Annotated in this window: 17 protein-coding genes and 1 pseudogene; 11 read left to right on the top strand and 7 right to left on the bottom strand. The window is 40.3% G+C overall.

Features of this window, described 5'->3' with window-relative positions:
• The first annotated feature begins 270 nt into the window (after positions 1–270).
• Both JOC74_RS12830 and JOC74_RS12825 read left to right on the top strand, forming a co-directional pair.
• A complete protein-coding gene (locus JOC74_RS12830) occupies positions 271–756 on the top strand; it encodes a hypothetical protein (protein ID WP_053604937.1) in 486 nt (161 codons plus the stop codon).
• A 489-nt stretch (positions 757–1245) separates the two neighbouring features.
• Positions 1246–2439, top strand: a complete 1194-nt coding sequence (locus tag JOC74_RS12825) for an alpha-D-ribose 1-methylphosphonate 5-triphosphate diphosphatase (protein ID WP_053604936.1) — start codon at positions 1246–1248, stop codon at positions 2437–2439.
• 232 nt (positions 2440–2671) lie between these two features.
• Here the strand turns inward: JOC74_RS12825 and ahpF are convergent, their stop codons facing one another.
• The 3 genes from ahpF to JOC74_RS12810 form a co-directional block, all read right to left on the bottom strand.
• Positions 2672–4201 carry an alkyl hydroperoxide reductase subunit F gene (gene ahpF / locus JOC74_RS12820; RefSeq protein ID WP_053604935.1) on the bottom strand — a complete coding sequence of 510 codons (1530 nt, stop codon included), beginning with the start codon at positions 4199–4201 and terminating at the stop codon, positions 2672–2674.
• A 12-nt stretch (positions 4202–4213) separates the two neighbouring features.
• Positions 4214–4777 carry an alkyl hydroperoxide reductase subunit C gene (ahpC, locus tag JOC74_RS12815; RefSeq protein ID WP_053604934.1) on the bottom strand — a complete coding sequence of 188 codons (564 nt, stop codon included), beginning with the start codon at positions 4775–4777 and terminating at the stop codon, positions 4214–4216.
• Between the two features lie 355 nt (positions 4778–5132).
• A complete protein-coding gene (locus JOC74_RS12810; protein WP_053604933.1) occupies positions 5133–5435 on the bottom strand; it encodes a DUF5634 family protein in 303 nt (100 codons plus the stop codon).
• A 322-nt stretch (positions 5436–5757) separates the two neighbouring features.
• Between JOC74_RS12810 and JOC74_RS12805 the strand changes: the two genes are divergently transcribed.
• Positions 5758–7221, top strand: a complete 1464-nt coding sequence (locus JOC74_RS12805) for a protein adenylyltransferase SelO (RefSeq protein WP_053604932.1) — start codon at positions 5758–5760, stop codon at positions 7219–7221.
• A gap of 68 nt (positions 7222–7289) precedes the next feature.
• On the opposite strand, the gene JOC74_RS12800 is transcribed toward JOC74_RS12805, so the two are convergent.
• Positions 7290–8168, bottom strand: a complete 879-nt coding sequence (locus JOC74_RS12800; RefSeq protein WP_053604931.1) for a LysR family transcriptional regulator — start codon at positions 8166–8168, stop codon at positions 7290–7292.
• 115 nt (positions 8169–8283) lie between these two features.
• Here JOC74_RS12800 and JOC74_RS12795 point away from each other — a divergent pair, with 115 nt between their 5' ends.
• Positions 8284–9303: a YeiH family protein gene (locus tag JOC74_RS12795; RefSeq protein WP_053604930.1), complete on the top strand. Its 1020-nt coding sequence runs from the start codon at positions 8284–8286 to the stop codon at positions 9301–9303.
• Between the two features lie 51 nt (positions 9304–9354).
• On the opposite strand, the gene JOC74_RS12790 is transcribed toward JOC74_RS12795, so the two are convergent.
• Positions 9355–10227, bottom strand: coding sequence for a GNAT family N-acetyltransferase (locus tag JOC74_RS12790; RefSeq protein WP_053604929.1), 873 nt, complete (start codon positions 10225–10227; stop codon positions 9355–9357).
• A 394-nt stretch (positions 10228–10621) separates the two neighbouring features.
• Between JOC74_RS12790 and JOC74_RS12785 the strand changes: the two genes are divergently transcribed.
• From JOC74_RS12785 to JOC74_RS12760, 6 genes and pseudogenes are all read left to right on the top strand, one after another.
• Positions 10622–12562: a BglG family transcription antiterminator gene (locus tag JOC74_RS12785; RefSeq protein WP_053604928.1), complete on the top strand. Its 1941-nt coding sequence runs from the start codon at positions 10622–10624 to the stop codon at positions 12560–12562.
• A 162-nt stretch (positions 12563–12724) separates the two neighbouring features.
• Entirely contained in the window at positions 12725–13033 is a 309-nt protein-coding gene (locus JOC74_RS12780) for a PTS sugar transporter subunit IIB (protein WP_053604927.1), read from the top strand.
• Positions 13034–13051: 18 nt separating this feature from the next.
• Entirely contained in the window at positions 13052–14416 is a 1365-nt protein-coding gene (gene celB, locus JOC74_RS12775) for a PTS cellobiose transporter subunit IIC (protein ID WP_053604926.1), read from the top strand.
• A gap of 13 nt (positions 14417–14429) precedes the next feature.
• A complete protein-coding gene (locus JOC74_RS12770; RefSeq protein WP_053604925.1) occupies positions 14430–14759 on the top strand; it encodes a PTS lactose/cellobiose transporter subunit IIA in 330 nt (109 codons plus the stop codon).
• Entirely contained in the window at positions 14756–16084 is a 1329-nt protein-coding gene (locus JOC74_RS12765) for a 6-phospho-beta-glucosidase (protein ID WP_053604924.1), read from the top strand. Before JOC74_RS12770 ends, JOC74_RS12765 begins: the two co-directional genes overlap by 4 nt.
• A 410-nt stretch (positions 16085–16494) precedes the next feature.
• Positions 16495–16800, top strand: a pseudogene (locus JOC74_RS12760) (oligo-beta-mannoside permease IIC protein); the annotation flags it as partial.
• 156 nt (positions 16801–16956) lie between these two features.
• Here JOC74_RS12760 and JOC74_RS12755 read toward each other — a convergent pair.
• The gene (locus tag JOC74_RS12755; RefSeq protein ID WP_053604922.1) at positions 16957–17958 is read right to left on the bottom strand and encodes an oxidoreductase; all 1002 of its coding nucleotides are present in this window, start codon (positions 17956–17958) and stop codon (positions 16957–16959) included.
• 153 nt (positions 17959–18111) lie between these two features.
• Here JOC74_RS12755 and JOC74_RS12750 point away from each other — a divergent pair, with 153 nt between their 5' ends.
• Positions 18112–18564, top strand: coding sequence for an Lrp/AsnC family transcriptional regulator (locus JOC74_RS12750; protein ID WP_053606156.1), 453 nt, complete (start codon positions 18112–18114; stop codon positions 18562–18564).
• Between the two features lie 199 nt (positions 18565–18763).
• Here JOC74_RS12750 and JOC74_RS12745 read toward each other — a convergent pair whose 3' ends face one another.
• Positions 18764–20266, bottom strand: coding sequence for an esterase/lipase family protein (locus JOC74_RS12745; protein ID WP_225970261.1), 1503 nt, complete (start codon positions 20264–20266; stop codon positions 18764–18766).
• Positions 20267–20273: the final 7 nt, after the last annotated feature.

Genomic DNA, 20273 nt, shown 5'->3' with positions numbered 1-20273 from the left:
GATTTAAATTATAAATAATTTATAACTTTTGCACAATGGTTTTTGTAATTTTAAAATATTCCAGCAGGAAGTGATATGGATAAAAACTGATAAAAAGAACGTACAATAGTCGGAATCAAATATTCGATGATGGAGTGTAAGGGGTTTTAGGAGGCGTTAATAGAATAAAGACTCTATGTGTTTTAATGGATAAAAAAATATTTGCTAGTTTATTTATATTATAGTTAAGTAGGTGTGGAAATTTTTAATTTATATTGGAGTTGCTATACAATGAAGTATTTCACTTACGATTTATTGACAACAATTAACCATGAAGGTTTAAATGAGGAAAAAATTGAAGCTGCCGAACAACAATGGAATAATAATAGTGTTTTATACGCAAAAACTTTTCAAAGTCTAATTGATAGATTACCTTTTGAGGTTTACGATCGATTTAATGGTTTTGGGTTCCATGAGTATCAGTTAGAAAAGTTGGCTCTCGGTCATACTAGTTTATTGCATACAAATATTGATTTAATTCTTGAGAATGATAATGAACGTTGGAAACTTTCTTTTATCAACATTTCAAATTTCAAATTTAATCATTTAAATCAAGGTGCTATAAACCCGATATTCAATCCTACTTTAGATTCTTGGGTACAAGAAGAATTCTTATCAGTTGATGATGATACTTTGAGCTTCGAAGTATTGTTTGCATCAGGTGCTAACATTCAAATATATTTTAAAAACAATAATATTACGATGGAAAAGTTATAATTAGATCAAGTTTCCAAGACGGTAAGTAAAAGCATGACAATTTCACAAAGTTAAGACGCTTATTCATAGGCTCAAGGATCGGTTTCTGGGCTTGTATAAAGAAAGGCAACCGATTCTGTGTTTACTTAGGAATAAAATTAAATGAATCAATTTAAAGCCCTGCTTAGAGGGCTATTTTTTTTACATGTATGAAAAATAGCGGAGATTGAATTTTTTTAGTAAGCAGAGATGTTTTCAACGAGTCTCCGTTTCAACCCCTTTTTATAGATTAATACATAATAGTACGCAATCAAATTAAGGTTAGATACCATTTTCCAGGGCTTTAAAAGGGTAGTTAGTTTACGGTTTTTTAACAAAATTTTCATAAAGCCAACATGTTTACAAGTTACGGTAGAAGTAATAAAGGAAAGGAAGGAACTGCAACTGAGGATTTTTTTGATAACCATAGTTGAGAGATAAGTTCTAAAGTAGCTGTAAGGGGGGATTTGAATGGACATTATAAAACGCATATGTAATGGGAAAATTGTAACGCCAAATGAAATTATCGAGAATGGAACAATCGTGATAGAAGGCAATACGATTGTAAATATTGAGAGAAATAAAATCTCTCCAGTGGACTTAAATGACATTGACGCCGCTGGGATGTGGGTATTCCCCGGACTAATCGATAGTCATAGTGATGCGATCGAGCAAGAAATACAGCCAAGGCCAACGAGTGTCATGCCTGTTTCCAGTGCATTCTACGAATTGGAAAGAAAATTAGCAGGTCAAGGGATTACTACCATGTACCATTCGTTAAGTTTAAATTATACAGAAAGCAATGGGAATTGGGTACGCCGTAATCATAACGTTGAAGCCATTATTAAGAAAATTCTTGAGTTGACGAAAGAGCAATCATTAATAAGAAATAAGATACATCTTCGTTATGAACTTAGAAATATTGAAGGCTATCCAGTCGTTGAAGAGTTACTGAAAAGGAACCTCATTGACCAGGTGTCCTTTATGGATCACACTCCCGGCAAAGGGCAGTGGCATGATATCGAGATTCAGAAAAAGAAGTTTATGAAGCAGTTAAATCTAACTTCTGAAGAAGCGGATCTCCATATTTTAGAACTGCAGCATGATACAAATCTGAATTTTGATGCTATTAAAGACTTGGCAGACCTTGCTTATCAAATGGGAATTCCGCTTGCTTCCCATGATGATGATACGATTGAAAAAATAAAAATGCTGGAAACATGGAAAGCGGCAATTAGTGAATTTCCAATTTCTTTAGAGATTGCTGAAGAAGCAAGAAGAAGAGGCTTTTATGTTGTCGTAGGCGCTCCAAATCTCCTTTTAGGCGGGTCACATAATAAGAATCTATCCTCTTTCGAAGCCATACAAGCAGGACTAGTCGATATTCTTTGTTCGGATTACTACCCTGGATCCTTATTGCACGGAATCTTCTATTTATATAATCGCGGCCATGATTTAGTCGATGCTGTAAAGCTTGCTACTCTAAATCCGGCAAAGTCATTAGGTTTAGCAGATTTTACAGGCTCCATTGAGATAGGAAAGCGGGCAGATATCCTAATAATCGATGATGAGAAAAATCAGCCGAAGCTACATAAGACGATCCTTGATGGTGAGGTCATTTATCAAATTCAGTATCGGAATTTAGAAAAATCAATCGTGAAATAATACCATTATGAAGCTTTTAAAAATGATAGAAGTAAGACGACGTGCCTTGTTCATCGCCAGCATCTGGCCACTGCTGGAATAGGTGTAGGACCGGATGACGTTTCCTGAGCCGATTTTCTGATTTAATGCGTTTGGAGAAGAAAAGAAAGTCACTATACTACCGGTCAGCTGCATAGCGACTTTCAAACATGGTTTATTTTTAAAGAAGTCAGAGAGATCATTCTACGATCCATTAATTTCGGATCAGATAGTCAAATGCTCCTAAAGCTGCGTTAGCTCCAGATCCCATCGAAATAATAATCTGATTATACGGACCATCTGTACAGTCACCTGCAGCAAACAATCCAGATACGTTCGTAGCTCCATGCTTATCTATTACAATTTCACCGATGCGATTGCGTTCAACGGTCTCGGCTAACCAATCTGTATTTGGCACAAGCCCGATTTGAACAAATACACCTTGTAATTCGATATGCTTCTCTTCTTCTGTATCACGCTCAACATAGGTAATACCATTTACATTATCTGTACCAGTAATTTCTTTTGTTTGAGCGTTCTTAATGACAGTTACGTTAGGAAGGCTGTACAGACGTTTTTGTAGGACATCGTCAGCTTTTAGCTCTGGGTTAAACTCAATAACAGTTACATGCTTCACAATACCTGCGAGATCAATTGCTGCCTCAATACCAGAATTACCGCCGCCAATTACCGCTACGTCTTTTCCTTCAAATAATGGACCGTCACAGTGAGGGCAGTATGCGACACCTTTGTTTTTGAACTCTTGTTCACCAGGCACGCCAACATTGCGCCAACGAGCACCTGTTGAAACGATGACACTTTTACTTTTTAGTACAGCGCCGCTTTCGAGTTCAAGTTCAAAAAGATCTTTCTTTTCGATACGGTTGGCACGCTGTAAATTCATGACATCAATATCGTACTCTTTCACATGCTCTTCAAGGCTTGCAACGAGTTTAGGACCTTCAGTACGCTTCACACTGATAAAGTTCTCAATGCTCATCGTGTCTTGGACCTGACCGCCAAACCGTTCAGCAACAATGCCTGTACGAATACCTTTGCGCGCCGCATAGATCGCTGCACTTGCACCGGATGGGCCGCCTCCAACAACAAGCACATCGTATGGATCTTTATTAGAAAGCTCTGATGCATCCGCACCTTTACCCATCTTGGCAAGAATTTCTTCAAGTGATATACGGCCGCCACTGAAGAATTCACCATCTAAGAAAACCGATGGTACTGCCATGACATTTTTGCTTTCTGCTTCTTCTTTGAACGCCGCACCATCAATCATCGTGTGCGTAATGCCAGGATTGAGAATGCTCATCACGTTTAGTGCTTGTACAACGTCAGGGCAGTTGTGGCAGCTAAGGCTGATGTAAGATTCGAAGTGGTATTCACCGCTAATGTTTTTAATTTGATCAATAACGTTCTGATCAACCTTTGGCGCTCTTCCGCTAACCTGCAGCAAAGCTAATACTAATGAAGTAAATTCGTGGCCTAAAGGAACACCGGCAAATGTGACGCCAGTATCTTCGCCGACACGATTTACACTAAAGCTCGGCGTTCTCGTTAATTGTGTTTTCTCAACTGTAATTTTAGATGACATGGAAGCTAGCTCATCAACGAGAGCTAGCATGTCATTTGATACGTTATCGGAGCCAGTACTTACTTTCAGCACTATATCACTTTCAAGTAGTTGAAGGTATTGATTTAATTGTGCCTTAATATCTGCTTCAAGTACCATTTACCGCACTCCTTATAACTTTCCTACAAGATCAAGGCTAGGCTTAAGTGTTTCAGAACCTTCCTGCCATTTAGCCGGGCAAACTTCACCTGGATTATTGCGAACATACTGTGCTGCTTTAACCTTGTTAACAACAATACTTGCATCACGGCCAATGCCACCTGCGTTAATTTCAGCAGCTTGGATGATACCGTCTGGATCGATGATAAACGTACCGCGATCAGCAAGACCTTCTTCTTCGTTTAGAACATCGAAGTTGCGAGAGATTGTTTGAGATGGATCTCCGATCATGGCATATGTAATTTTGCCAATCTTTTCTGAAGAATCGTGCCATCCTTTATGTGTAAAATGAGTATCTGTTGAAACGGAATATACTTCAACTCCAAGTTCCTTCAAAGTAGCATACTCGTTTTGTAAGTCCTCAAGCTCAGTAGGGCAAACGAAAGTAAAGTCAGCTGGGTAAAAACAGAATACACTCCACTGACCTTTTAGAGTCTCGTCAGTAACATCGATAAACTCACCATTTTTGTAAGCTTTTGCGTTGAATGGTTTTACTTCAGATCCGATAATAGACATAATAAATCTTCCTCCTAGATGTAGTTTGAGAAATAACATAAAGTGAATACTTTAGTTATCTATAATTATTCTAATTACATATTTATTATTAAGTAGGATTTGTTTTTTGTCAAGAAAAAATATAAATTTGTTTTTTGTTTTTATATTGAATGCAATAGATTAATAATAAGTCCCGAAATGGAATGCTTGGTCCGGTTAGAAGGAGAAATGGTAGATTCGTATTAGTACATAAACTCAGTCACACTCTAAGTGAGTGGATGGAAATTGTAAAGGTCAATAAACAGGTAAAGGGAAGAGACATTTTAATAATTTTTCTCTTTCCCTTTATATAACTAACCAAAAGGTGAACAAGACTCTAAATTTCGCGAAATATACTTTCTAAATCCTTGTATCCTCTAACATCATCCCTCTTTGGATCGTCGGATTCTACCGTCCACTCTTTATTAATAGGAGCTAACTCTCCATTGTTGTTTTTTATATAGGGGATATGGATATGAAAGGTTTTACCGTCTTTTTTAACTGTATAACCCATATAGTATCGTTCAGCTTGTCCTTCTTCTTCAAAAATGCCGACATTTTCTATACCGAATTTATCTATATAATGCTCAAATGACTGTTGTAATTCATTAATAATTTGTTCTCTTGATAAATAATCCATCAATTTTGCTCCCTTCCTAATAAAAATCATATAGTTAATATGTCTCTCTCTGTTTTTATTAAACGTTCAACATCATAAAAAGTCAGGATTAATTTAACAAAAAACTCGAATATTTGGTAAAATTATTTCAATTAACTTGATAATGAATTACCGACAATTGACTTACTCAAGCACTTTCTTTGATGGAAAAGGTATAATAAATTAGCAGAAGCAAACATTAAAAAAAGTTGCAATGTGCTTTATAGAATGTGAAAAACGTTTATGATTTCTGTTTTCATATAAAGGGAAAACAATAAAAGACAAGAAAATCAAAGGAGGAACCATGACAAAAAGTAAACAAACAGAATGGAACTTCGACAACACCTACGCCCGCCTGCCAAAATCATTTTTTTCCGACACCAACCCAACTCCTGTAAACTCACCAGAACTCGCCATTTTCAATGATCAATTGGCAGAGTCTTTGGGTTTAAACGCAGAGGCACTAAATACCGAAGACGGCGCGGCGATGTTTGCTGGAAACGAGATCCCAGAAGGGGCTTCGCCTCTTGCGCAAGCTTATGCGGGGCATCAATTCGGGCACTTTACGATGTTGGGTGACGGACGCGCGGTGCTCTTAGGGGAGCAGATTTCGCCTAAAGATGAGAGGTTTGATATTCAGCTGAAGGGGTCAGGCAGAACGCCTTTTTCTCGCGGGGGTGATGGTCGGGCGGCGCTGGGGCCGATGCTTCGCGAATACATTATTAGCGAAGCGATGCATGCGCTTGGTATTCCTACCACCCGCAGTCTGGCAGTTGTGACAACTGGTGAGCCAGTCATCCGTGAAACCGAGCTACCTGGTGCCATACTAACCCGTGTGGCTGCCAGTCATCTCCGCGTTGGGACTTTTGAATACGCGGCGAGATTGGGCAATGTAGAAGAGCTTCAGGTTCTGGCTGACTATGCAATCAAGCGTCATTATCCAGATATTGAAGATAATGAAGACCGATATCTTTCGCTTCTTGAAGAAGTGATCAAACGTCAGGCTGAGCTTATTGCCAAATGGCAGCTGGTTGGTTTTATTCATGGGGTGATGAACACTGATAACGTGACGATTAGCGGAGAAACGATCGATTATGGACCTTGTGCCTTTATGGATACTTATGATCCGGAAACAGTGTTTAGTTCCATTGACGTTCAAGGCCGTTATGCTTATGGCAACCAGCCATTGATTGGCGGATGGAATCTTGCACGATTTGCTGAGACGCTTTTGCCGCTTTTACATGAGAATCAGGATCATGCTGTCGAATTGGCTCAGGAAAAGATTTCAGACTTTAGCAACCTCTATCAATCCCATTGGCTCAAGGGAATGAGAGCAAAACTGGGGTTATTTAACGAAGAAAAAGAGGATGAAGCGCTTATAAATGATCTTCTCAGTATGATGAAGGAGCATCGGGCGGACTATACCAACACCTTCCGAGCTTTAACTTTTGAAAAACACGATGATACAGCCCTGTTTGGGATCCCGGAATTTACTCAGTGGCATGAGCGCTGGCATGTGAGACTGAGCAGACAACAGGAATCGAAAGACTCTGTCAATCAATTGATGCAAAACAGCAATCCTGCAGTTATCCCGCGGAACCACCGGGTAGAAGAAGCATTAGAAGCCGCAGTGGAAAATGGAGACTATAGCGTGTTGGGAAAGCTGTTGGATGTTCTTTCAAAGCCTTATGCTCACTCCGCCGAACAGGAAGAATACTGTGCAGTTCCTAAGTCAGCAGCCCCTTACCAAACTTTTTGCGGTACCTGATAGAAAGAACTTTACTATTACCGAATGCAGCCCTCATGGCGGCATTCTTTTTTATTGAGAAAAAGCCACTACTCAGCTTGAAGCACATTAATAAACGTCTCAACACTTCTTTTATTTTTCATGATGGGCAAATAAACATAAGATAACGTTCGGGTAAAGGTTTGGTTTTTTAATGGAATGATGGAGAGATCCCCGGATTTTACTTCCCTTTCTATTACACTATTGGACAAAAGAGATAGTCCCATCCCGTTAAGAATGCATTCTTTTATTCCTTGACTGCTGCTGATCGTAAGAATTGATTTTACTTTTAACCCATTTGAACGGATAAAGTGGTTTAAATATTCTCGTGTGCCTGAACCTTCTTCTCTCGTAACCCATTCCCTGTTGTGAAGGTCAGCCGTTGTCACTTTTTTCTGATGAGCAAGCGGATGATCGTTGGAAGATACGATGGACAGCTTATCTTCCATAAATGGATGGACTGACACTTCTTTCTCATCCGTTTGTCCTTCAATTAAACCAATGTCTACTTTAATCATTCGCACGTATTGAACAATCTCGTTTGTATTTCCAATGACCACTTTCAGGGTAAGCTGCGGGAAGTCTTTTTGAAGCCGAGACAGAAAAGCAGGCAAAATATACTCTCCGATTGTAAAGCTGGCCCCAATGATCAATTCTCCCTGTACATCATTATGATGGACTAAGATATCTTCTTTCGTCTGTTCATACATCGTAATCATTTGCTTGGCGCGATTGTACAAAATTTCACCGGTAGGCGTGATTTGTACGGATTTAGGAGACCGTACAAACAGCTTCGTTTGAAATTCCTTTTCTAAATTTTTTATATGCAAGCTTACACTCGGCTGTGAAATATGAAGGATTTCCGAAGTCTTTGTGAAATTACCCACTTCTACCAGGGTGACGAATGTTCGTAAAGCATCGTAATACACGTTCACTCCTCCTTATTATTAGTGAAACTAATAATAACAATCATTTATATATATTTCACTAATGATTATTCCTTCTATAAAGTATAAAGGGAGAACACAAAGGAAGTGAACGAACATGGGTAAGGCGATCGAAAGTGTCAAACCACATATATCGATTCCTAATATGAAGGGGACAGGAATTACATTAGTGATCGCGTTAGCCGCTATGTATTTATCTCATTTTCCTTTTTTATCAATGATGGGCCAATTGGTCATTGCCATATTATTAGGAATGATTTGGAGGGCAGCATTTGGCCTTCGTGAGAATCTTCAGCCGGGCGTAGCTTTTTCCAGCAGGAAGCTATTAAGGATGGGAATTATTTTATTAGGAATGAGAGTCAATGCAACGGACATTTATCATGCCGGAAGCAGCGTGTTTCTGCTTGCAGTTATTGTGATCGCATTTGCTCTTATTGTTGTTTATGGATTAACTCGCATGTTTGGAGTGGAAAAGAGATTAGGGATTCTTACGGCTTGCGGAACGGCTATTTGCGGGGCAGCAGCCGTAGTGGCCATTGCACCGCAAATCAAGGCAACGAAAGAGGAAACGGCAATAGGGGCTGCTGTTGTTGCTATATTAGGTACATTTTTCACATTGGCTTATACAGTCATGTATCCCATTTTGAATTTATCCCCGACCGGATATGGAATATTTGCTGGCGGAACATTGCATGAAATCGCTCACGTGATTGCAGCCGCAGAGCCTGATGGTGCTGCAGCAGTTGATATGGCAGTCGTCGTAAAACTAACAAGAGTGGCATTATTGGTTCCTATCGCATTAATCATTGGTTTTTTCATTCAAAGAGGCAGTAAGGAGAATACCAAGTTTACCTGGTCCGCGGTTCCATGGTTCATATTTGGATTTCTTGCGATGAGTATGTTCAATATGCTCGGAATTGTTTCTGAGTCGGCCGCTGGCATTCTTGTTAAGATCGCTTATTTGTTAATCGGAATGGCCATGGCCGGACTAGGGATGAATGTCGAAATAAAAGCATTTCGAAAAGCAGGAATTAAAGCTTTTGGAGCAGGCCTTATCGGATCGGTGCTTTTAGCGGGGGTAGGGTATGGTTTAGTGTTTTTATTTCATTTGAATTGACCGCGATTCGTTAGATAAATATTTCAAACTCTTTCGCTTCCCTTCCAGCTCTTAACCAAAAATTTGTGCAGCAATCCCGAATAATGTTTTGTTTCTAGGTGGCAAAGTAACAGAATTGATTACCATTATTGGGGGTTGATTCACTTTAACAAATCCCCTTTTCTTCAAAAATAACATAAACTCATCTTTACCTGCTGGCACATCAATTCTTAATTTCCCCTGATACTCTGAAGATAATTTATCTATTAGAAGTGATGCTGTTTGGTGGTCAGATGCTACAATAGGACCTAATATAAGATTTATTGGTCCTAGAATGGAAAGTCCGTAACCTATAATTGTTCCATTTTTATCTTTTACAACAAAACACTTTTCAGACTGTTTTATTCTATTCATAAGAAAATGACTTCTTCTATCTCCAAAGGCTTCCTCATCAAGCTTAAGAATGTTATTAAAATTAACTCCATTAAACTCTTCAATGATAACATCACTGTTATTCAACGGTTTAGTAGTATCTATATAGTTTTCACAAAGATACTTATGAACACTATCAGCAGTTTTAAAGCCCATTTTTTCATATAAGGGTTTTCCTTCTTCTGTTGCAATTAGCATAATAGAAGTGTCTTTAGAAACACTTTCTATACATTTCAATGTAGCTGTTTTCCCTAAGCCCAAGCCTCTATATTCTTTATTAACAATGACCATTCCGATTGAAGCTAAATTAGTATCGTAAGGAATTATTGCAGCACTTGAGACGATGTGCCCCTCAGTATTTTTATGTCCGAATATTTTACCAGATGACATAACAGTCCCGATTTCATGTTCATCATAATCCCAGCCAACTGATGCGGAAAGTTTAATTAACCCAGGAACATCATTATGATCATATTGGACTAATTCTGATATTGTTTTACCGTATTTCACCATTAAGATGTCTCCTTCTTTATTTATCAATCTTTATAGAAAAAAGGCTGATTTAAAAGATTTGATTCAAACTTAAGACTCTTTATTGTTAAGTTACTATTATACAGTTTGGCTGGTGTTGTTGTAGCATATTATACAATATGGTATTGGCTATAGCTGAAGGGAAATATAGTTATAGGCCTATGAAAACTTTAGCTATTTATTTTACTGAATCACTGCTTCAATGATTTTTTCAATAGCGAGCCTTTCCTTCAGACCGATACTTTACTCATTAGTGCAGCAAAAACAAACGCAGCTCGATTGAAAAATGTTTCGTTGACGAATGAAACAATTTAGCACAAGATATTTATAGTTACTAGAATTAGCTTCCTAGATAATTAATGTGGAGGGAATCGGTATGCTGCATTCTCGGATGATTTCTATTTTGCAAGAACTGATGGCAACCTCGTCAACTGTGACAAGCGAGCATTTGGCGAACATCAATCAAGTTACATCTAGAACGGTTAGAAATGATATGAAGGAATTGGACCGATTGCTTTCTGAACATGGAGCTGCCATTCATTCTGTTAGAGGAACGGGCTATGAGCTTAAGATTTTTGATGATCGATCTTTTTATAAGCTATTAAAAGAAGAGACTCACTTTTTCAATCGTGGGATCATCCCAACTCTCCCGGAAGAGCGTACACAGTATTTAATCAGGCGTCTACTTCTTGCTGATCAATATATTAAGCTTGAGGACTTAGCCGATGAATTGTATGTCAGCAAATCGACCGTCCAAAATGATTTGCGGGAAATCAAGAAAACGTTTCAAAACTATGGAGTTGTCTTGGAAAAACGACCCAATTACGGGTTGAAAGCAAAAGGGAATGAGTTGAAGCTGCGCTATTGTATGGCGGAACATATTTTTAATCGACGGGAAGTAAAATCAAATTTGTTTGATGAGCGGATTTCAATTTTGCCTTCAGATGAAATATCGGCCATCCGCCATCATATTCTGGAGCATATAAAAGCTACTCACATTACATTATCGGATATTGGCCTGAATAATTTGATTATTCATATCGCGATTGCATGTAAGCGCATACGAAATGAGAATTATGTGTCGATCTATCCGGATGATCTAAAAGACATCGTCAAGCAAAAGGAATATGAAGTCGCAGTTCAAATTGTAAAAAGCATTGAATACGATCTACATCTTGTTTTTCCGGAGGCAGAGACAGCTTATATTGCCATTCACCTCCTGGGTACTAAACTAGCAAGCTATAAGAGTGAAAAAGAGTTAGAGCTTCAAAGCTTTATTGGTCAAGATATCTATGATCTGACAAGGACGATACTAGAAACCATTGAAAATGAGTTAAAACTTGATATTAAAAATGATCAAGAGCTTCTTACGGGTTTGAGCCTCCATTTAAAGCCTGCCATTAATCGGTACAGGTATGAGATGAACCTCAGAAATCCGATGCTTGATGAAATCAAAGCAAATTATCCTTTAGCATTTGAAGCTGGAATTCTTGCGGGTATGGTGTTAAAAGAAAAATTAGGAATTGAAATGCACGAAAATGAAATTGGCTATCTTGCCCTGCATATAGGAGGGGCGATTGAAAGGAAAAAAATAAGCAATAAGCCAAAGCGATGCATTATTGTTTGTGCATCTGGAGCAGGAAGCGCAAGGCTCCTGCATTATAAGCTGAAGTCTAAATTTGGGACGAGCCTTACAATTTTGGGAACGACACCGTATTACAAGCTAAATCAGATGTCGCTCGATTCCCTGGATTTTATTGTGACTACGATTCCCATTTCTGAAGCTCTGCCTTTGCCGGTTATCGAAGTAAATACGATTTTGGGCGGAAATGACCTGGACAAGGTAGAATCGTTTATCCATAAGATAGAAGACAAACCTTTCGAATATACAAAAGAAAAGTTAGTATTTCTCCAGCAAACCTTCGACACAAGGGATGAAGTACTGAATTTCTTAGGCGAGCAGCTCGAGCAATTAGGACTCGTAAGTGAAGCGTTTATTGATTCTGTTTTTGAAAGAGAAGCTGTATCGCCTACATGTTTTGGCAATCTGACAGCCATCCCCCATCCGATCATGCCGCAGTCGGACACAACGTTTTGGGCAATTTGCACGTTGCAAAAACCAATTGAATGGGCGGATAAACGAGTCCAATTTGTCTGTTTGTTATCCGTTGAAAAAAACACCGACGCTGATTTGCAACACATGTATGACTTGTTGGGGGGCATCATCGATGATGTATCGCTCGTCAAGCGTCTATTGAAATGTAAAACCTATCCGGAGTTTATTTCGATGTTTCAAAAAAAACAATCCTGTGTGTAAAGCCGGGATTGTTTTTTAATCTTTTTCCGCAGTCAAAGGAAAAAGATTGTGTGTAAATGTAAGCGTTATTATATTACGATTTGAATAGAAAGAAACATGAAGCCCAAGCATTTTACTATGGCGGGCTGACATATTTTCTACTATCTATTGGAGGGGATACAGATGAATATTTTACTATGTTGTGCAGCAGGAATGTCGACCAGTTTACTCGTAACAAAGATGGAAAAAAGCGCTCATGAACAAGGTGTGGACTGTAAAATTTGGGCTGTTCCGGGAGATGCCGTCAGAAAACATATCGATGAAGCAGATGTGTTATTGCTTGGACCGCAAGTAAGATATTTGCTGCCGCAATTAAAAAAATTAGGAGAGGAAAAAGGGGTTCCTGTCGATGTCATTAATTCGGTCCATTATGGGACTTGCAACGGCGGTGAAGTTTTAAAATATGCTAACCAGCTAGTTGCAGTAAAGTAAGCAAGGGGAGTGTTCTCTATGAATAAAGTAAATCTCTTTTTAGAAAATAGAGTAATGCCCATTGCTGGCCGGATAGCAGGACAAAGGCATTTATTGGCATTGCGTGACGGTATTGTTCTCACAATGCCACTTATTATCGTCGGCTCTCTATTTTTAATCTTAAGCAATTTGCCAATTCCGGCTTATTTAGACATGATGGCCCGTTTGTTTGGCGACGAGTGGTCTGTGAAGCTGTCCTACCCGGTTGGCGTGACATTTGACATTATGGCCCTTGTTGCCTGTTTCGGAATTGCCTATCGCTTAGCGGAACGATACGAGGTCGATGCATTGTCATCAGGCGCAATTGCCGTTGCTGCCTTTCTGTTGGCAACTCCGTACGAGGTTCCGTTTTTACAGGAAGGTTCCGACACTCCGATTATGGTAGACGGGGGAATTCCAGTCGTATTGATGGGCAGCCAAGGTTTATTTGTGGCGATGATCATCGCTCTTTTCTCGACTGAAGTATTCCGCTTTGTGATTAAAAAGAATATTGTCATCAAGATGCCGGACGGAGTGCCTCCAGCGGTAAGCCGGTCATTTATTGCTCTTATTCCCGGTTTTCTCATTATTACGATCATATGGATCTTGCGTTTAATCGTTGAGCAAACCAGTTTTGGAAATTTGCATAACGTTGTCGGTGATGTGCTGGGACAGCCAATGAGTGTACTTGGAGGAAGCCTCATCGGAAGTTTAATTGCCATGTTGATTATGATGGTCCTTTGGGCTTGCGGGTTGCACGGATCGAATATCGTTCTTGCCGGGATTATGGCTCCGATTTATTATGCGGCCATGGATGAAAACCGCTTAGCCTTCCAAAGCGGAGAAGAGCTGCCGAATGTTTTCACACTACAGTTCTTTGAAGTATGGATTAATGTGGGCGGAAGCGGGGCAACATTGGCTCTTGTGGTGGCGATGGTCATCTTTGCGAAAAGCCAGCAAATGAAGTCGTTGGGAAGACTCGCTGTTGGTCCGGCTTTCTTTAACATCAATGAACCGATTATCTTCGGGATGCCGATTGTCATGAATCCGTTGCTGTTAATTCCTTTTATTTTTACTCCGCTTGTCACTATTGTTACGACGTATATTGGCATGTCGACCGGATTAGTCGCTAAGCCTGCTGGTATCGCGGTACCTTGGACCATGCCGCCTATCGTCTCTGGATACTTGGCAACAGGAGGAAGCATATCGGGTGCTATCTTGCAGGTGTTCAATTTCTCCATATCGTTAGCGATTTATTATCCATTCTTAAAAATGTGGGATAAGCAAAAAGTAAAAGAAGAAAATGCTTCTGAAGAGACAAGTGATATATCAGTAGAAAAAACTCAGGAAGAACGAGTGATGTAAGGAGGAACATGAAATGGAAAACCTACAAGAACAGATTTTTCAGCTTATTCTTCATGGCGGGAATGGAAAAAGCTTAGCAATGGAAGCGATTACTTCAGCTAAAGGAGGAAAATGGGCTGATGCAAGAGAGAAACTCGATCAAGCATCAAACGAGTTGAATAAAGCACATTATATCCAAACATCATTAATCCAAGGAGAAATCAAAGGAGAAGCCGCTGAAATTTCTCTCTTAATGATTCATGCCCAAGACCACTTAATGAATGCAATGACAGTGAAGGATTTGGCTACAGAATTTGTTGAGTTGTATGAAACGATAAAATTATCAGGAGGAATCAGCTTATGAAACAAGGAATTAAAATCGTAACCATTGGCGGAGGCTCTAGCTACACCCCTGAACTTGTCGAAGGATTTATTAAAAGATATGAAGAGCTTCCAATCAGCGAACTTTGGCTTGTCGACGTGGAAGAAGGAAAAGAAAAATTAGAGATTGTTGGTAATCTGGCGAAGAGAATGGTGAAAAAATCTGGTCTGCCTATCGATATTCATCTGACTCTCGATCGAAGAGAAGCGTTAAAGGATGCTGACTTCGTTACTACTCAGTTCCGAGTAGGATTATTGGACGCTCGTTCAAAAGATGAACGCATCCCTTTAAAATACGGAGTTCTGGGCCAGGAAACAAATGGACCTGGAGGCCTATTCAAAGGTCTTCGCACCATTCCTGTCATCCTGGATATTTGTAAGGATATTGAAGAACTGTGCCCGGAAGCGTGGTTAATTAACTTTACGAATCCTGCCGGAATGGTAACCGAAGCCGTGTTACGCTACAGCAATATCAAAAAAATCGTCGGCTTGTGTAATGTGCCAATCGGTATGGAAATGGGCATCGCAAAGTTATTAGACGTAGACCATTCCAGAATCCGCATTGATTTTGCAGGTCTTAATCATATGGTATACGGATTAAATGTGTATCTCGACGGAGTCAGTGTCAAAGACAAAGTAATGGAAATGCTGAGAGATCCAAATAACAGCAGTTTTGTTAAAAATATTGACGGGCTGGGCTGGGAACCTGAATTTACCAAAGCATTAAACGTATTAACGTGTCCTTACCATATGTATTATTACAAGACACAGGAAATGGTAGAAAAAGAAATTGAAAACTATGAAAAAGGGGAAACAAGAGCGGAAGTTGTTAAAAAACTTGAAAAAGAATTGTTTGAACTTTATAAAGATCCGAATCTAGACATTAAGCCGCCTCAGCTTCAGGAACGAGGAGGCGCGTATTACAGCGATGCAGCAGTAAGACTTATCACCTCTATATATACGGATAAAAGAGACATTCAGCCGGTAAATACGATGAATAACGGTGCAATCGCAAGCATTCCAAATGACTCTGCAGTGGAAGTCAGCTGTATCATTACGAAAGATGGTCCAAAGCCAATTTCGATTGGAGATCTTCCTGTTCCTGTAAGGGGGCTTGTCCAAACGATTAAATCATTCGAACGTGTCGCGGCAGAAGCAGCGGTAACCGGAGATTACGATAAAGCGGTTATGGCACTGACGATAAATCCGCTGGTCGCTTCTGATAAACTAGCAAAACAAATCGTCGATGAAATGTTGGAAGCCCATAAAGATTATCTACCGAAGTTTTTTAAAACAGTGGAAGCGTAACAAAGAAAGCCTGCAAGGATCATGATCCTTGCAGGCTTTTTAATTGCTTAGGAAACGATAAAATCTGGAACCTATTGAAAACCCCCCACATGACAAGTGGCTAAATTGCGAATTTTATTGCAGCGGACGTTTTTTTAAATAGGAATAATCGGCAGTACACGAGGAAGGCGAATGATTTCGCATCTGGGCACAAAAAAAGCGAAAGTGGTCGCAATAAATTCGGAAGAGGGCACAATAAAATGAAAACTGGTCACAATCATTCCCGGAATGGGCAGAAAAACCCGGAATGTGCGTCATCTCCAAGCCGCTGAACTACTTCCAGCGGTCGCTTCTCAAATGAGCACCGATGAAAACGGGCAGTACACGAGGAGGGCGAAAGATTTCGCATCTGGGCACAAAAAAAGCCGAATGTGGTTTTTATCCTTGCTCCGCTTGCAGCAACAACAGCAACCTATTTAGCGATGGATTTTGGCTGGGTAGCCAAACCAGCTGGTATCGCTCTTCCTTGGACGATCCCTCCGATTATTGGAGGGTACTTGGCTACAGGCGGAAAAATTTCTGGTGCAGTCATGCAGCTGGTCAATATAGGAATATCCCTGATGATTTACTACCCATTCTTTAAAATGTGGGATAAACAAAAGATGATAGAAGAGAACGCTGCTGTGGAAAGCGTGGAAGTGATGCAAGCAGAGGAAAAAACGGCGTTGAAAGGGTAAGAGGTGAAAAGATGGCTTGGAAAAAAACAAGCTATTTTTACTTCATTGCGATGCCTATAAGGAGGGCTGAAAACTGGTCTAGTACAAGGGCAGGGGTTGGCCGCCCCTGCCAATTGTTGAATGAAACGGTTCTCTTTTTGTTTCTATCAGGGAGATTTACTCCTTTCGACCAATCATTTTTTGTGCAAAATCAGGGTCTTCCAGCAGTGGGCGTCCGATAGCCACGGCATCTGCTAGCCTGTCCCTGATGATTCGGTCTGCAAAGCTGCGGGTATAGATTTTGCCGACTGCGATAACAGGTACGTTAAGATGCTGTTTAATTGCAGCTGCATCAGGCAGTTGATAGCCTGGATGAATATCCGCAGGCTGGACGGGCAGCAGACCGCCAGATGATACGTCAACCGCATCAAGAAGCCCGTCAGTTTCAAGTGGTTTGAGTATCAGCCCCAGCTCCTGAGGATTTAGGCCGCCGTCGATATAATCGGTCGAGGAGATACGTACGATCACCGGATAATTGCTGCCGGTTTCAGCGCGTATTGCGGCAAGGGTGTCTCGCAAAAATTTCGTCCTGCCGTGACGCGTTCCGCCGTATGCGTCGCTGCGATGATTGGAGATCGGCGACAGGAACTGATGAATCAAAAATCCGTGAGCCGCATGTACCTCAATCCCATCAAAGCTCGCCTCGATACTGCGTCTAGCGGCCAGGTGATAACTTTCAATGAGGCCCTCAATTTCGGAGATCGACAATTCTGCAGGCTTTCCGTACGAATCGTCATAGGGGATCGCGCTAGGAGCAATGAGACGATTCGTTACTTCCGGTGCCGATTTTCTTCCTCCGTGAGACAATTGAACGAATATAGGTGTATGCCGGGTATGAACGGCTTCGGTTACTCTTTTCAACGCTTCGGTGTGTCGATCCGAATAAATGCCGATGTCGTTTGGCCAAAGTCTGCCGTTATTGGACACAGCCGTCGACTCCACTATCATTAAACCGATCCCGTTCGCCCTGCTCAAGTAATGCTGAATATGATGCTCTGTAGCATAACCTTCCGGCGAGCCTTTATACTGTTGCATAGGCGCCATAATTAACCGGTTACGAAGCTTGATGCCACCAATGGTGAGAGGGGTGTCAAGGGAAAGTGAATTTGTCTTGATCATTTGATATCCACTCCTTCAAATTCTATTTGAATGACATTTTATATGGTTGGAGTTACAATTTACATATATAAATAAAGTTATTAAGAAACAAAATTATTTATATTAAAGTTAAAAATACGATTACAGCATATAAAATAAAGGAGAAGACTCATGATGGACAGAATCGACAGTAAAATACTATCACTGCTACATGAGAACGCGCGAATTTCTGCTGCCGAAATCGGCCGGACGATCGCTATGACACAGCCGGCAGTTACCGAACGAATTCACAAGCTTGAGGAAAAGGGGATCATAGCAGGCTACAGGGCGGTCCTTTCGCCCAAGAAACTGGGTAAAGACGTCACGGCGTTCGTGCAGTTTAAAACGAGCAATTGTCTGGACTTCCAGGAATTCTGCTCGCAATCCCCAGATGTCATCGAATTGTACCGCATTAGCGGGGAGTATAATTTCTTGATGAAAATAACTACCGCATCGATGGAGTCGTTGACCGCTTTTCTCGATACGTGCGGCCCGTACGGTTTCTCTTCAACGCTTATCGTGCTTTCGGAAGCGATTCAGAATAAGAGTATGATTGCTGAGGATGGAGATTATATACAAGATACTTGAAAAATGATGGAAGTCTCAGTGGAACATAGCGGTTTGTGTTGCTTTGAATAGAGGGAGACTCAATTTCAACAAGCTTGTCCCCCTCTCTTGCCATTTAATATGATCTCTCTTTTCCTGTCTTTTGAAAGGAAAGCCAATTTTGTTTACAAAAAAACTCCCAATCTGGCACAAAACCAAATCAGGAGAAAAGACTGCTAGATTACTGGTAATAAAGCTTCCCTTTATCATCGATATAAACAGACTTAATAATCGTTCTTTGGAATTTCTCTTTATCTAAGCTTCCATCAATATCGATCGTCATATTGTAGACACCTTCACCAATGTTTGGCAGCTTAAAGGTTTCGTTATTTTTTTTCTGTCCTTTTACTTTTCTTTGTTTGAGCTTTCCGTTTTTATTATAGTATTCAATCGTCATATCTGTTTTTACCTTCAGCTTCTGATCCTTTAGGTTCACCTTCAGATCACCGTTTGCAAGAGTTGTACTAAGTAAATCGTTTAATGGACTGACAAAGGATGCGTTCAACAAGTAATGCTCTTTTTGATCAGAGTTCGCTTGTATCACCCATTTCCCTTCCTCAGGATTTTCTATTTTAATTGAATGATGATAAGACCCTTTTAAATTATCCGATTCTTTAGTCGTTGTAAAAGCTGTATAAGTTTTATTGTTAGGAGAGATAAGAGTCAATTCTGTTCCTGATTGATCACTAGCCCAATCAATATTGATCTCTTTCACTCCTTTTTCTACATAAATATCCTCATTTTTCGTTCCTTCGTACTCGCCCCCGCGGGTGTAATTGCCAGCCTGATTATCAGCAGGTGCGCTGTTTTCTAAGCTTTGTGCTTGAAAGCTTGCAGAAGAATACTGAGTTTCATTCAAATAATTCTTAAAAAGCTGAAAGGTAGATGACCCTACCCTAATTGTGGAATGGTCCCAACTTCCTACTTTAATCTCAGTTGCATATGGAAGTCTTGAACTATTCACAGTCACAACACCATCATTACTGCCGTAAGCTCTTAAATATAGACCTCCCCAATACATCGAGCTTCCGAAGCTTCCCCATTCGGTCCCGCCAAAGGTGTAAATCGGAGCTTTATTCACATAAGGATGATTGTCTGTTAAAGAGCGAAAATACTCCATGTAACCTGTTTGCATGGAATATGTCCCATCATTTTTGCTCCCCAATAAGTCAGCCAGCCAACCGGCCCAGCTGCTATAAGCTAAATCAGCTAATTGTGAGCCGTGATGAGGGGTAGATAGTGTAATCACTCTCTCAACATAAGGGTATGCTCCATTATGAATAAGAGCGACCTGAGTATCAATTCCACCTTTGCTATGAGCGACTACAACCACTTTTTCACCGAAGTGATGATACATTTCCTCTAGTTTCTGCTTTAGCAGATACCCATTGTCCCACATGTTTTTGGTTGGATATAAATCGATGAATGCCGTTTCATATCCGTTTTGGTAGGCGGTATTATACATGTCGTTATCCAGATGCCAAGTGTCAGACGAGCTGTTTAATCCATGTACAAATAGAACCGGACGATTGGAAGGCGCAACATTCGCAGGAGTCGCTCCAACATACCATTGACCTGGGGTTCCTTGTAGCTCACTACCTCCGATAGATCCTGCCTTACTGATTGCCGGAACGAAAAAGAACAAAGCGACAAGAACAATCAACACCTTTTTCATCTTTACCATTTTTCCT

It is taken from the genome of Bacillus capparidis (assembly GCF_017832095.1).
GTDB classification, from domain to species: domain Bacteria; phylum Bacillota; class Bacilli; order Bacillales; family Bacillaceae; genus Bacillus; species Bacillus gobiensis.
Note: the sequence above shows the minus strand (reverse complement) of the source record. Positions and strands in the feature narration are given on the sequence as shown.

Excerpts from the sequence above, each read along its gene's own strand:
- JOC74_RS12830 (WP_053604937.1), top strand. The coding sequence starts at position 271 with ATGAAGTATTTCACTTACGATTTATTGACAACAATTAACCATGAAGGT.
- JOC74_RS12825 (WP_053604936.1), top strand. The coding sequence starts at position 1,246 with ATGGACATTATAAAACGCATATGTAATGGGAAAATTGTAACGCCAAAT.
- ahpF (WP_053604935.1), bottom strand. The coding sequence starts at position 4,201 with ATGGTACTTGAAGCAGATATTAAGGCACAATTAAATCAATACCTTCAA.
- ahpC (WP_053604934.1), bottom strand. The coding sequence starts at position 4,777 with ATGTCTATTATCGGATCTGAAGTAAAACCATTCAACGCAAAAGCTTAC.
- JOC74_RS12810 (WP_053604933.1), bottom strand. The coding sequence starts at position 5,435 with ATGGATTATTTATCAAGAGAACAAATTATTAATGAATTACAACAGTCA.
- JOC74_RS12805 (WP_053604932.1), top strand. The coding sequence starts at position 5,758 with ATGACAAAAAGTAAACAAACAGAATGGAACTTCGACAACACCTACGCC.
- JOC74_RS12795 (WP_053604930.1), top strand. The coding sequence starts at position 8,284 with ATGGGTAAGGCGATCGAAAGTGTCAAACCACATATATCGATTCCTAAT.
- JOC74_RS12790 (WP_053604929.1), bottom strand. The coding sequence starts at position 10,227 with ATGGTGAAATACGGTAAAACAATATCAGAATTAGTCCAATATGATCAT.
- JOC74_RS12785 (WP_053604928.1), top strand. The coding sequence starts at position 10,622 with ATGCTGCATTCTCGGATGATTTCTATTTTGCAAGAACTGATGGCAACC.
- JOC74_RS12780 (WP_053604927.1), top strand. The coding sequence starts at position 12,725 with ATGAATATTTTACTATGTTGTGCAGCAGGAATGTCGACCAGTTTACTC.
- celB (WP_053604926.1), top strand. The coding sequence starts at position 13,052 with ATGAATAAAGTAAATCTCTTTTTAGAAAATAGAGTAATGCCCATTGCT.
- JOC74_RS12770 (WP_053604925.1), top strand. The coding sequence starts at position 14,430 with ATGGAAAACCTACAAGAACAGATTTTTCAGCTTATTCTTCATGGCGGG.
- JOC74_RS12765 (WP_053604924.1), top strand. The coding sequence starts at position 14,756 with ATGAAACAAGGAATTAAAATCGTAACCATTGGCGGAGGCTCTAGCTAC.
- JOC74_RS12755 (WP_053604922.1), bottom strand. The coding sequence starts at position 17,958 with ATGATCAAGACAAATTCACTTTCCCTTGACACCCCTCTCACCATTGGT.
- JOC74_RS12750 (WP_053606156.1), top strand. The coding sequence starts at position 18,112 with ATGGACAGAATCGACAGTAAAATACTATCACTGCTACATGAGAACGCG.
- JOC74_RS12745 (WP_225970261.1), bottom strand. The coding sequence starts at position 20,266 with ATGGTAAAGATGAAAAAGGTGTTGATTGTTCTTGTCGCTTTGTTCTTT.